Raw genomic sequence first — 13,055 nt, forward strand, 5'->3', positions numbered from 1 at the left:
CCGACTCGCCCGATCGGTGCGGGGAGCGACAGCATGGAGGGAGGGCGGTCGGCAGGACGCCCTCGCGAGGAGGCGATACGGACGGTGACCCGATCTCGCTTTGCGTTCTGCGGGGCCGAGCTGGCCGCTGTCTACGTGGTCGCCGACCACGACCGCGAGCTCCATCTGGCCGAGCTGACCGGGGACCGCGGGGTCCTCTACGGACTGCCCGCCATCCTCGCCGTCGCCGGGCACTCGCCCGCCGCGAACGCCTTCCGCTCCGGCCGGCCGCTGTGGCTCACCCCGAAGGAGCTGGCCGCCTTCATCGAGGACGAACCCCACCACTTCCCCACCCGCGTCCGTGACGGCGACCCCCACTCCCCGGCCCGGATCTCCCTGGGCGCCCTGCCCCTGGGCCACGGCGACCAGGAGCTGGGCTGCCTGGTCGTGGCCGGCGAAGTGGGGGAGGGGTTCGGCCCCGACGACCGCAGCCTGCTGGAGCTGTACGCCGACCAGGTGGCGGCCGGACTCGAAGCCGTCGCCGCCCGCCTCACCGGGCACCGCAGCCCGCAGGCGCATCTCGGCCAGTCCCTCGTCCCGCACCAGGGCGGCGCCTTCATCCTCGAACTGGGCACCGGCCGCATGGAGGCCCACGCCCATGTGCTGGAACTGCTCGGGCTGCCGCCCGAGGAGTTCGACGGGCAGATCGAGACCCTGCTCGCCTGCGCCGTCCCCGACGACATGCCCGCGCTGATGGCCGTCGTGGAGCCGGACCGGCTGGCCGCCGCCGGACAGCAGCTGGCCTTCCGCATCCGCCGCCCCAACGGCGAGCTGCGCTGGCTGGGGCTGCGCTGCCGGGTGGAGGTCGGCCCGGACGGCGCGCCGCGGCGGGTGCTGGGCGTGGTGGCCGACGCCACCTATCTGCGGCCCAGCGCGGACGAGGTGTCCCTCGTACAGCGGCTGTCGGCCACCCTGGCGGGCGCGGCGACCGTCCGCGAAGTCGGCCGGCTGGTGGTCGACGCCCTGCGCGAACCGCTCGGCGCCGCCCGGGTCGCCGTCGGCGAACTGGAGCCCGAACGGCTCATCCTGACCGCCCTCGGCCCGCCCGGTCCCGACGCCTGGCCCGAGGTCTGGCGCTCCGAATGGCGCTCCGAATGGCCCGACGTACCCCTGGGCGACCTGCCCACCCTCCAGAGCGCGCTGCGCGGCGGCCATCTGAGCCTCTGGCCGCCGGGCGCCGCCCTGGAACCGGGCCTCCTCGACATCGGGCCCGGCGGGCTCGCCGTCCTGCCGCTGCCCGCCGAGGGCCGGCTCGTCGGGGTGTGCCTGGTGGGCTGGGACGGCGAGCACCGCTTCGGCCCGGAGGAGCGCTCCCTGCTCACCGTGACCGCCGGGCTGGCCGGGCAGGCCCTCGTACGCGCCCACGCACTCGACGCCGGCCATGAACTGGCCACGATGCTCCAGCGCAGCCTGCTGCCCCGCAAACTGCCCGAGCTGCCGGGCGGCGTCGCCGTGGCCCGCTACCTGCCCGCCACGGCGGGCCTGGAGGTCGGCGGCGACTGGTACGACGTCATCCCGCTCACCGACAGCCATGTCGCCTTCGTCATCGGGGACGTCCAGGGGCACAGCGCGGGCGCCGCCACCATCATGGGCCAGATGCGCACGGCCGTCCGCGCCTACGCGGTGGAGGGCCACCCGCCGGATGTCGTCGTGGCACGGGCCAACCGGCTGCTCGTCGGCATGGAGACCGACCTCTTCGCCACCTGCGGATACGTCGACCTCGACATGGAGGAGGGCATCGCCCGGGTGGTCCGGGCCGGCCATCTGCAGCCCCTGCTGCGCCACCCCGACGGGGTCACGGAGGAGATGGCGGTCGAGGGCGGGCCCCCGCTGGGCGTCCTGGCCGAGGCCGAGTTCCCCATGACCGAGACGGGACTGCTCCCCGGCACCCTGCTCGTGCTGCTGACCGACGGCCTGGTCGAGTCCGCCCGGCTGCCGCTGGAGGAGGGCGTACGGCGGGTGTGCGAGCTGCTGGCGGAGGCCGACCCCGCCGATGTCGGGGGCGTCGCCGACGAGCTGGTCGCCGGGGTGGGCCGCCGCGACGACGACGTGGCCCTGCTCCTGCTGCGCTACGACGGCACCGCGGGCCGGCCGAAGCGGAGCCACTGGACGGTGTGGCGGCTGCCCAAGGCGGTGCTGCACGCCCGCCGGTTCACCGCCCGCACCCTGCGGTCCTGGGGGCTGGCCGAGGAGATCGACGCGGCCCTGCTGGTCGTCTCCGAGCTGGTCACCAACGCCGTCGCGCACACCCAGGGCGAGATCGGGATGGACCTCACCCTGTCGGCGGACCGGCTGCGGATCGCCGTCAACGACGCCTCTCCGCGCAGCCCCGTCAAACCGGTCGCGGTGAGCTGGGAGGCGACGGGCGGCCGCGGGCTCTTCATCGTGGAGGCGACCACGGCGGCCTGGGGCTCGGTGCCGCTGAGCGGCGGCAAGCAGGTCTGGGCGGAGATCGCCGTGCACCGTCCGGCCGACGGGGGCCCGGGCTGACACCCGGACCCCGGCGGGCTCACGTACGTACGGTGCTCCGCTCCGCCCCCGGCTCCGCGCCGGCCCGGGACAGGGCGCTCGGCCACCAGGAGCGCGGCCCGATGTCGATGACCAGGGCCGGTACCAGCAGGGAGCGTACGACGAGGGTGTCCAGCAGGACGCCGAAGGCGACGATGAAGGCGATCTGCACGAGGAAGGCCAGCGGGATCACCATCAGCGCGGCGAAGGTCGCCGCGAGCACCACACCCGCGGAGGTGATCACGCCACCGGTGGTGACCAGGCCGCGCAGCACGCCCTGGCGGGTGCCGAGCGACTGGGTCTCCTCGCGGACGCGGGACATCAGGAAGATGTTGTAGTCCACGCCGAGGGCGACCAGGAACACGAACCCGTACAGCGGGACGGAGGCGTCCGTACCGCTGAATCCGAGCAGGTGCTCGAAGACCAGCGCGGACACGCCCAGCGTGGCCAGGAAGTTCAGCGCGACGGTCGCCACCAGCAGGACCGGTACGACGACCGAGCGCAGCAGCGCGACCAGGATCAGCAGGATGATGCCGAGCACGACGGGGACGATCACCGCGCGGTCGCGGGCCGAGGTCTCCTGGGTGTCGAACTGCTGGGCCGTGTATCCGCCGACGAGGGCGTCGGCCCCGGGGACCGCGTGCACCCGCTCCCGCAGCCGCTGGACCGTCTCCTTGGCCGCGTCGCTGTCGGCGGCCGCCTCCAGCGTGGCGTCCAGCCGCACCCGGCCGTCCACCACCACGGGCTCTCCCGCGCCCGGCCGCCCGCCCGCGGTGACCGGCAGCACCGCGGCGACGCCGTCCGTGCTCCCGGCGGCGGCCCGGACCTCTTCGGCCCGGTCCGCGGAGGCGATGATCACGGCCGGGTTCCCGGAGCCGCCGGGGAAGTGCCGGGCCAGGGTCTGCTGCGCGCCGACCGAGGGGGCGTCGTTGACGAAGATCTCGTCCAGCGGCACGCCCTTCGAGGACAGGCCCGGCGCGAAGCCGGCCAGGACCAGGAGCAGCAGGGCCGAGGCGGCCCAGACGCGGCGCGGCGAGCGGTCGATGAGCCCGGCGATCCGGCGCCACACCGCGTGCCCCTCGGTGGTGGCGTCGGCGGGCTTGGGGGTGGCGGGCCAGTAGGCGGCCCGCCCGAGCAGCACCAGGACGGCGGGCAGGAAGGTCAGCGCGCTGAGCGCCGCGCAGACGATGCCGATGGCGCCGACCGGCCCGAGGGCCCGGTTGTTGGTCAGGTCGCTCGCGAGCAGCGCCAGCAGCCCGAGGGCCACCGTGGCCGCACTGGCGGTGACGGCTCCCACGGAGCGGCGTACGGCGGCCAGCGCGGCGGCGGCGCGGTCGCCCCGCACGGCCAGCTCCTCCCGGAAGCGGGCCGCGATGAGGAGGGCGTAGTCGGTCGCGGCGCCGATCACCAGGATCGACAGGATCCCCTGCACCTGCCCGTCCACCCGGACGGCGCCCCGGTCGGCCAGCGCGTACACCACCGCGCAGGCGAGCCCGAGGGCGAGCACCGCACTGAAGATGATCACCAGCGGGAGCAGCACGCTGCGGTAGACCAGCAGCAGGATCAGCAGCACCGCCCCGAGGGCCACCCCGAGCAGTAGCCCGTCGATCCCGGCGAAGGCGTCCTTGAGGTCCGCCTGCGCGGCGGCGGGCCCGGCGATCTGCACGGAGGCGCCGGGCACCTGCCCCGCCGCCTGCCGCACCTCGTCCAGCACCGCGGGCAGCTCCTCGCCGAGGTCGGGGGCCAGCGGTACGACGGCCTGGAGGGCCTGGCCGTCCTCGGAGGGGAAGGCGGGGGAGGGCGCCCCGGCGATCCCGGTCCGGCCGGCGAGCGCGCCGACGGCCCGGGTGGCGGCCTCCTGCTGGGCGCCGGTCATCCGCTCGCCGTCGGTGGTCCACACCAGGACGGCGGGCACGGAGGCGGCGTTCTCGAAGGCTTTCCGGGCCTCGACGACCTGGGTGGACTCGGCGCTGCGCGGCAGGAAGGCCGCCTGGTCGTTCGTGGCGACCTCGCCCAGCTTTCCGGCGTACGGGCCGAGGGTGCCGCCGATGCCGAGCCAGGCGATCAGCAGCACGAGCGGCACGAGCCAGAAGGCCCAACGGGGTGTCTTTTTCACAGCAGGTCCTCGCACGCGAGTCGAAGGGGACAGCGGATCCACAGAGTGAGTCAACGATAAAGAATGTCAATCATCGAGACATCTTATGCTGATCCCATGCATGCGACCGACGCCTCCCCACCCGTACTTCCGGCCGACGACCCCATCGGGTTGCAGTCCTTCGCCGTTCTGCTGCGCCGGATGAACGCGGAGTTCAATCGCATCGCGCAGGAATTCGCCCACGCGCAGGGCCTCCACCTCACCGACGTGCAGGCGATGATCGCCGTGCTGGACGCGGACGCCGACGGCCCCGGCGGGCCCATGACCCCCGGCAGGCTCCGCAAGCACATGAACCTCACCTCGGGCGCGATGACCGCCTGCCTGGACCGGCTGGAGCGGACGGGGCACATCCGCCGGGTCCGCGCCGCCGACGACCGCCGGGTGGTGCACCTGCACTATGAGGAGCGGGCCCGCCAGGTGGCCCGCGAGTACTTCCGCCCGCTGGCCCTCGGCACGGACGCCGCCCGCGCCCGCTTCGGGGAGGACGAACTGCGCGTGGTGGTCCGCTTCCTCGCCGAGATGAACACCCAGCTCTCGGCCCTCGGCCGCTGAGGTACGGGCGTTCGGCATGCGGGGGGTGGGCGCGGGGCGCACGCTGGTCCGAGGAGCCGCCCCCGGCGGCTCGCCAGGTCCGGTCGGAGGAGGCAGCCGTGCCCCACTACCCGCCCATCGCCGATCACGGGATGATCGGTGATCTCCAGACCGCCGCCCTGGTCTCGTCCGAGGGCACGATCGACTGGTGGTGCACCCCCCGCTTCGACTCCCCGAGCGTCTTCGCCTCGCTCCTGGACGCCGAGCGCGGCGGCCACTGCCGGTTCACGGCGGACCTGCGCGGCGAGGACGGCGCGACCACCCGGCAGATCTACCTCTCCGACACGGCCGTCCTCGTCAACCGGTACCTGGCCCCCGGCGGAGTCGGCGAGGTGGCCGACTTCATGGATCCCGTCGAGGGCACCGAGCCCACCGCCCGGCACCGCATCGTCCGGGTCGCGCGCGTCGTCCGCGGCAGCCTGCCCTTCACGTTCAGCTGCCGCCCGCGCTTCGACTACGGGAAGGCCCCGCACACCCTGGTGCAGACCGACGACCACTCCGTGGTGCTGCACGGGCCGGGGACGGACCTGCACGTCCAGGCCACCGCACCGGTCGCCCTGCACGCGGACGGCGAGGACGTCACCGCCTCCTTCACCCTCGCCGCCGGCGAGGTCGCGGCCGTGGTGCTGACCAGCGAGGTGAGCGGCGGGCCCGCCCCCGCCTCGCCCACCCTGCCCGAGATCGCCGACCGGCTGGCGGGCTGCCGCGCCTTCTGGCTCTCCTGGCTGCGCTCGTCGACGTACCGCGGGCGCTGGCGGGACATCGTCAACCGGTCGGCCATCACCCTCAAGTTGCTCACCTACGCCCCGACCGGCGCCCCCATCGCCGCCGCCACCATGGGACTGCCCGAGCAGATCGGCGGCGAACGCAACTGGGACTACCGCTACACCTGGGTGCGCGACGCCTCCCTGTCCGTACGGGCCCTGATCGACCTCGGGTTCACCGCCGAGGCCAATGCCTTCCGGCGCTGGCTGCGCGACCGCATCGAGGCCGGGGCCACCGCCTCCGGCGATCCCTTGCAGATCATGTACCGGATCGACGGCGACCCCCACCTCACCGAGGAGGTCCTGGACCACTGGGAGGGGTACCGGGGCTCGTCGCCGGTACGCGCGGGGAACGCCGCCGCGGACCAGGTCCAGCTGGACATCTACGGCGAGGCGGCCGACGCCCTCGCCCAGGGCGCCGACATGGGGGCCGTCCGCGGCTGGAAGGCCGTCAGCGATGTCCTGGACTGGCTCGCCGACCACTGGGACCGGCCCGACGAGGGCATCTGGGAGACCCGCGGCGGCCAGAAGAACTTCACCTACAGCCGGCTGATGACCTGGGTCGCCTTCGACCGCGGACTCCGGCTCGCCCGCACCTACTCCCGGCCCGCCGACACCGCCCGCTGGACCGAGGTCCGCGACGCCGTCTTCCAGCAGATCATCGACCGCGGCTGGAACGAGGAGCGGCAGGCGTTCGTCCAGCACTACGACACCGACGTGCTCGACGCCTCCCTGCTGCTGATGCCACGCGTCGGCTTCCTCTCCCCGCACGACCCGGCCTGGCTCAGCACCCTCGACGCCATGGACCGGGAGCTGGTGAGCGACAGCCTCGTCTACCGCTACGACCCGGCCGCCTCCCCCGACGGACTGCGCGGCTCCGAGGGCACCTTCAACCTGTGCAGCTTCCTCTACGTGGAAGCCCTCGCCCGCTCCGGCCGGCCCGCGCAGGCCCGGTACGCGTTCGACAAGATGCTCACCTACGCCAACCACGTCGGGCTCTTCGCCGAGGAGATCGGCCCCTCCGGTGAGCAACTGGGCAACTTCCCGCAGGCGTTCACCCACCTCGCGCTGATCGCGGCCGCCATGGCCCTCGACGAGCAGCTGGACCGGGCGGAGGCCCACCCGGAAACCGACACCGGCGGCGCGTACCCCCGTACGGGCTGGCGCCCGGGCGGGGCGTGACGGCGGCCGGCCAGAACCGCGGAGGCACCCGTGTCCGGGACCCGGAACACCCAGCGGCAGCCGTCGGCGGCGGCGCGGCGGCGCGTCCTCGCCCCGCTCGCGCTCGCGCAGTTCATCTGCAGCTTCGCGGGCTCCAACATGAACGTGATGATCAACGACATCAGCGAGGACCTGGACACCACCGTCCAGGGCGTGCAGACCGCCATCACCGTCTTCCTGCTGGTCATGGCCGCGCTGATGATCCCGGGAGGCAAGCTCACCGACCGCTACGGCCGCAAGCGCTGCCTCATGGCGGGCCTGTTCGTCTACGGCGTCGGCGCCCTGCTGAGCGCCGCCGCGCCGGGCCTGGGCGTGCTGATCCTCGGCAACTCGATCCTGGAGGGCATCGGCACGGCCCTCCTCATCCCGCCCGTCTACATCCTCACCACACTGCTGTTCACGGACACCACCTCACGCGCCCGCGCCTTCGGCGTCATCATGGCGCTGGGCGGGATCGGCGCGGCCGCGGGGCCCCTCATCGGCGGCCTGATCACCACCGGACTGAGCTGGCGGGCGGCCTTCGTGTTCCAGGCCCTGGTCATCGCCGTGATCATCGTCCTCAGCCGGCGTCTGGAGGACCCGCTGCCGCCCGATCCGGAACGGCCCTTCGACACCACCGGCGCGGTCCTGTCCGCCGTGGGCCTGGTCCTCGTCGTCATGGGCATCCTCGCGGCCGACGACAACGTCTGGCTGATGATCGCCCTGCTCGTCCTCGGCGCCCTCGTGCTCCTGTGGTTCTTCCGCTCGATCCGCGCCAAGGAGCGGGCGGGGCGGGAACCCCTGCTGTCCACCGGCCTGTTCCGGGTCCGGACCTCCAACCTCGGCCTGGTCACCCAGAACGTCCAGTGGCTGCTGCTGATGGGCTCCTCGTTCACCGTCGCCGCCTACCTCCAGGTCGTCCGCGGCTACGACGCCATCCAGACGGGCGTCGTCTTCACCGCCGCCACCCTCGGCCTGCTGGTGACCTCGCTCGCCGCCGAACGCCTCGCGCGGCGGCGGTCCCAGCGCGGCCTGATCATCACCGGCTTCGTCGTGACCCTCGCCGGCATCGTCCTGCTGGTCGCGATGGCCGGCGCCTCGGGCGGCCCCTGGGCGCTCACCCCCGGCCTGCTCCTGATCGGGCTGGGCCTGGGCGTGATGCTCACCCCGTCGGTGAACGTCGTCCAGTCGAGCTTCCCCGAGGAGCAGCAGGGCGAGATCTCCGGGCTCTCGCGCAGCGTCTCGAACCTCGGCTCCTCCCTCGGCACGGCGGTCGCCGGCACCATCCTGGTCTCCTCGCTCACCACCGGCGCCTACGCCGCGGCCATGATCGCCCTCGCCGTCATCGGGCTGGCCGGACTGGTCGCGGCCGTACTCCTGCCACGCGGCCGGCCGGCTCAGAAGGCGTAGCGGATGCGCAGCCAGGGGGCGTTGGCCGCCACCAGACGGCGGACGGTCTCCACCGCCTCCGCCTTGCGGGCGGTGTCGTAGCGGACGTTCCAGCCGCCGTTCTCCGAGCGCTTGGCCTGCTGGAGCTCCGGGCGCCACAGGACCTCCTCGGCGCGGGGATGCCAGGCCAGGTTCAGCTCGTGCAGGTCCCGGTTGTGCGTCAGCATGATCACCTCGGCCCCGGCCTGCTCCTTCACCGCGCGCGGCAGCACCTCGTCCATGTGCTGGAGCAGCAGTGCCCAGTCCTGCTCCCAGCCGGGCCGCACCACGACGGGCGAGAGGTTGAAGTGCACCTCGTACCCGGCCTCAAGGAAGTCCCCGGCGGCCGCGATGCGCTGCTCCACCGGGCTGGTACGGATGTCCAGCAGCCGGGAGTCCCCCGGCGGCATCACCGAGAAGCGCACCCGGGTCCGGCCGCGCGGGTCCAGGAGCAGCAGGTCGGGGTTGACGAACTTGGTGGCGAAGGACGCCTTGGCCGTGGGCCAGCGGGAGAAGGCGTGCACCAGGTCCGCCGTGTTGTCGCTGACCAGGGCGTCCACGGAGCAGTCGCTGTTCTCCCCGATGTCGTAGATCCAGGCGCTCGCGTCGCACTGGTTCGGCTCCCGCTTCGGGCCCTGGCGGGCGATGTGCCGGGCGAGATGGCCGATGATCCCGTCGATGTTGGTGAACACCGTGATCGGGTTGGCGTACCCCTTGCGGCGCGGTACGTAGCAGTAGGCGCAGGCCATGGCGCAGCCGTTCGCCGGACCGGGCGCGATCCAGTCCGCCGACCTGCCGTTCGGCCGCGTGGTCAGGGTCTTGCGCTCGCCGAGCACCAGGACCTCGCTCTTGACCCGCACCCAGCGCTCCAGGTTGCCCTCGTTGCCGTGCAGGCCCGGGATGCGCCAGTGCGAGTCCACCTCCACCACCCGCGCCCCGGGGAAGCGCGCCAGCACCTCCCGGCCGCGCGGCGAGGCGGCCGCCGCCGGCTCGGCGTGGATCTCCCGCACCGCGAGCAGCCGCCGGGCGGCGGGGGAGTCCCGGTACGACGGGCCGGGCGGCGGCCCCGGGCGGGACTCCCGCGGGGTGCGCGGGGGACCGTACTCCAGCTCCTCCAGCCCGAACAGCCCGTCCTCCTGGCCACCGGGTACCTGCGGCGGCCGGGCCTGGCCCATGCGTGTGCTCCCGCTCGCTCGTTCCGACGTCCGCCCCGCCCGTTTCGGGTGGGTCCGGTCCGTCCACTGTAGGCGCCCCGGCCCCCGTGGCGCGTACGCCGTTTCCGCGGTCCGGGCCGGGGCAAGCGGGGGGCATGCCGCCGAGTGGAAGGGGCGCCGGTCATGGGGCACGAGGTGACAGCGGACGGACGTGCCGGTGCCGGCCCGGACGAGCGGGTGCGCGAACGCGCCCCCGACCGGCCCGGTGAGCTCTCCTGGCGCTCGTGGCGGGCCGTACTGCGCGGCACCGTACGGGAGTTCACGGACGACGAGCTGGCCGACCGGGCGGCGGCCCTGACCTACTTCGGGGTGCTGGCGCTCTTCCCCGGCCTGCTGGTCCTGGTGTCCTTGCTGGGCCTCGTCGGCGAGTCCACGACCCAGCGGGTGCTGGACGCGGTCAGCGGGCTGACGCCCGCCTCCGTCCAGGACGTGATCGGGGACGCCGTGACACAGCTCCAGGGCCGCGGCGGCCTCGGATCCGTGGTCGCCGTCGCCGGTCTGGCCATGGCCCTGTGGTCCGCCTCCGGTTATGTCGCCGCCTTCATCCGCGCCTCCAACGCCGTCTACGACGTGCCCGAGGGCCGCCCGGTGTGGAAGGTCCTGCCGCTGCGCCTCGCGCTGACCGTCACGCTGATGCTGCTGGCCTGCGCGAGCGCGCTGATCGTGGTCTTCACCGGGGGCGTGGCCCGGCAGGCCGGTGCGCTGCTCGGGATCGGGGACACCGCGCTGCTCGTCTGGTCGATCGCGAAATGGCCCGTGCTGGTGGTGCTCGTCGCCGCCATGATCGCGCTGCTGTACTGGGCCGCGCCGAACGCCAAGGGCCGGGGTTTCCGCTGGGTCACCCCCGGCAGCTTCGTGGCCCTGGCGATCTGGCTGGCCGCCTCCGCGGGCTTCGCCTTCTACGTGGCGAACTTCGGCTCCTACGACAAGACGTACGGCACGGTCGCCGGTGTGATCGTCTTCCTGGTGTGGCTGTGGCTCGCCAACCTGGCCGTCCTCCTCGGCCTGGAGTTCGACGCGGAGCTGTCCCGTCAGCGGGCCATCGCGGGCGGCATGACCCCGGACGACGAGCCGTATGTACGCCCCCGCGACACCCGGGAGTGGAACGACAAGGCGCGTCGCCGCCTGGCCTGAGGGCCCGTCGGGTACGGCCGGGCCGCGCGGCCCGGCCGTACCCGCCCCCTCACTCCCGCGTCAGCGCGGGCACCGGCCGCGGACGGCCTTCGGCGTCGATGGCGACGAAGGTCAGCCGGGCGGTGGCCACCTCGGTGGCGGGGGTGGTGGTGGCGTTCCAGCGTTCGGCGGTGACCCGCACGGCCACCGTCATCGAGGTCCGCCCGGCCCGGTCGAGCGCGGCGTGGACCGTGAGCAGGTCCCCGGCGCGGGCCGGTGCCAGGAAGGTCATGCGGTCGACCGAGACGGTCACCGCGGGCCCGTCCGCGTGGCGTCCGGCGGAGGCGGCGGCCGCGTCGTCGATGAGCTTCATCACGACGCCGCCGTGGATGGTGCCGTAGAGGTTGGTGTCGTGCTCGCTCATGATGTGGGCGAGGGTCACACGGGAGTCGGCCGGTGCCTTGTGGGCCCTGGAGCCTGCGGTGGTGTCCGCGGTCACGGAACTCTCCTTCGCGAGTCGTGGCATGCCCGGGGACCGGCGCGGGCGCGAAGGAACGGCGGACCCGTCGGGGCCCGCCGTCGCCGGCCCGCCCACGAGGCCACCGAGATCACCGCGCGCGGCTGTCGCGCACGGGCAGCGGCAGGTCTTCGGACTCGCGGGCACGCCTGCCGGGGTTCTCCCGGCGGGCTCCTACTGGCCGTCGCTTCCCAGGCCCGGACGGGCCCAGTGCTTCAGAACGGCGGTCGTTCCCGCTCACCGCTGCGGGGCAGTCCCGGATTCCCACCGGGTTCCCTCTTGCGACGCCTCCCGCCCGGACGGCGGGGGCGAACCAGCTGCACGGCACACCCTAGGCCACGGGGTGCCGGGCGGAGCCGCCGCTCGCGCGTGAGCCGCACCTCACCCGAGCCGGTACCTTGTTGCACATAACTTGCAAGAAAGATCCGTATGCGAAAGGGGAGGCCGTGGGCGCTCCGGTGGTGCTGGGCATCGAGTCGTCGTGCGACGAGACCGGGGCGGGGATCGTGTCCGGCGGCAGACTCCTCGCCCATGTCGTCGCGTCGAGCATGGACGAGCACGCCCGCTTCGGCGGCGTCGTCCCGGAGATCGCGGCCCGCGCCCACCTCCAGGCGTTCAACCCGGTCGTCCAGGAGGCCCTGGACCGGGCCGGGATGCGGATGCGCGACATCGACGCCGTGGCCGTCACCACCGGACCGGGCCTCTCCGGCGCCCTCCAGGTCGGCCTCGCCGGGGCCAAGAGCCTGGCCTTCGCCGCCGGGGTACCGCTCTACGGCGTCCACCACCTGGCCGGGCACGTCGCCGCCGACACCCTGGAGCACGGCCCGCTGCCGGATCCGTGCGTGGTCCTCATCGTGTCCGGCGGCCACACCTCGCTGCTCCTCGTACGGGACCTGGTGCGCGACCCGATCCTGCACCTCGGCGACACCGTCGACGACGCCGCCGGCGAATGCTTCGACAAGGTGGCCCGCGTCTTCGGCCTGCCCTATCCGGGCGGGCCCGCCATCGACCGCGCCGCCCGGACCGGGAACCCCCGTGCGGTGGCCTTCCCGCGCCCGCTGACCGGGCCGCGCGACGACCCGTACGCCTTCTCCTTCTCCGGGCTCAAGACGGCGGCCGCCCGCTGGGCCGAGCGGCACCGGCAGAACGGCGAGGAGATCCCGCTCGCCGACGGCGCCGCCTCCCTCCAGGAGGCCGTCGCGGACGTGCTCACCCGCAAGGCGCTGGCCGCCTGCCGGGAGTACGCGGTGCGCACCCTGGTCGTCGTCGGCGGGGTCGCGGCCAATTCACGGGTACGGGCGCTCGCGGAGCGACGGTGCGCGGCGGCGGGCGTCGAGCTGCGGGTCCCGCCGCTCACGCTGTGCACCGACAACGGGGCGATGATCGCCGCCGTCGGGGACCTGCTGGTGCGCGCGGGCGCGGAGCCCGCACAGCTCGACCTCTCGATCGACCCGTCCGCGCCGCTGGAGTACGCGGCCCTGCATCCGGCGGCTCCGCGGCCGGCGGTGGCGGCGGGGCGGTAGGGG

At 73.9% G+C, this 13,055-nt stretch carries 8 protein-coding genes, 1 pseudogene and 1 riboswitch; of the genes and pseudogenes, 6 read left to right on the plus strand and 3 right to left on the minus strand.

What is annotated here, in order from left to right; translation table 11 throughout:
- The first annotated feature begins 84 nt into the window (after positions 1–84).
- On the plus strand, positions 85–2,529 hold the full coding sequence (locus tag ABZ873_RS21765) for a SpoIIE family protein phosphatase (RefSeq protein ID WP_360874510.1): 2,445 nt from the start codon (positions 85–87) through the stop codon (positions 2,527–2,529).
- Positions 2,530–2,548: 19 nt separating this feature from the next.
- Here the strand turns inward: ABZ873_RS21765 and ABZ873_RS21770 are convergent, their stop codons facing one another.
- Positions 2,549–4,663: an MMPL family transporter gene (locus tag ABZ873_RS21770; protein ID WP_360874513.1), complete on the minus strand. Its 2,115-nt coding sequence runs from the start codon at positions 4,661–4,663 to the stop codon at positions 2,549–2,551.
- A 96-nt stretch (positions 4,664–4,759) separates the two neighbouring features.
- On the opposite strand from ABZ873_RS21770, the gene ABZ873_RS21775 reads away from it, so the two are divergent.
- The 3 genes from ABZ873_RS21775 (at position 4,760) to ABZ873_RS21785 (ending at position 8,667) form a co-directional block, all read left to right on the plus strand.
- A complete protein-coding gene (locus ABZ873_RS21775; RefSeq protein ID WP_360874516.1) occupies positions 4,760–5,254 on the plus strand; it encodes a MarR family winged helix-turn-helix transcriptional regulator in 495 nt (164 codons plus the stop codon).
- A gap of 98 nt (positions 5,255–5,352) precedes the next feature.
- Complete coding sequence (locus ABZ873_RS21780; protein ID WP_360874519.1) at positions 5,353–7,239, plus strand: glycoside hydrolase family 15 protein; 1,887 nt, start codon at positions 5,353–5,355, stop codon at positions 7,237–7,239.
- 30 nt (positions 7,240–7,269) lie between these two features.
- Positions 7,270–8,667, plus strand: a complete 1,398-nt coding sequence (locus ABZ873_RS21785) for an MFS transporter (protein WP_360874522.1) — start codon at positions 7,270–7,272, stop codon at positions 8,665–8,667.
- Here ABZ873_RS21785 and ABZ873_RS21790 read toward each other — a convergent pair.
- Positions 8,655–9,860 (minus strand): spore photoproduct lyase family protein, encoded by a 1,206-nt coding sequence (locus ABZ873_RS21790; protein ID WP_360874525.1) that lies wholly within the window; start codon positions 9,858–9,860, stop codon positions 8,655–8,657. The two genes, ABZ873_RS21785 and ABZ873_RS21790, sit on opposite strands and share 13 nt — an antisense overlap.
- A 162-nt stretch (positions 9,861–10,022) precedes the next feature.
- Here ABZ873_RS21790 and ABZ873_RS21795 point away from each other — a divergent pair, with 162 nt between their 5' ends.
- Positions 10,023–11,033, plus strand: coding sequence for a YihY/virulence factor BrkB family protein (locus ABZ873_RS21795; RefSeq protein ID WP_360874528.1), 1,011 nt, complete (start codon positions 10,023–10,025; stop codon positions 11,031–11,033).
- 61 nt (positions 11,034–11,094) lie between these two features.
- Here the strand turns inward: ABZ873_RS21795 and ABZ873_RS21800 are convergent.
- Positions 11,095–11,466, minus strand: a pseudogene (locus tag ABZ873_RS21800) (acyl-CoA thioesterase); the annotation flags it as partial.
- 188 nt (positions 11,467–11,654) lie between these two features.
- A riboswitch (cobalamin riboswitch) is annotated at positions 11,655–11,810 on the minus strand.
- A gap of 177 nt (positions 11,811–11,987) precedes the next feature.
- Between ABZ873_RS21800 and tsaD the strand changes: the two are divergent.
- Positions 11,988–13,052, plus strand: a complete 1,065-nt coding sequence (gene tsaD / locus ABZ873_RS21805) for a tRNA (adenosine(37)-N6)-threonylcarbamoyltransferase complex transferase subunit TsaD (protein ID WP_360874605.1) — start codon at positions 11,988–11,990, stop codon at positions 13,050–13,052.
- Positions 13,053–13,055 lie beyond the last annotated feature (3 nt).

This window comes from Streptomyces sp. NPDC047014 (assembly GCF_040644195.1).
GTDB lineage: Bacteria > Actinomycetota > Actinomycetes > Streptomycetales > Streptomycetaceae > Streptomyces.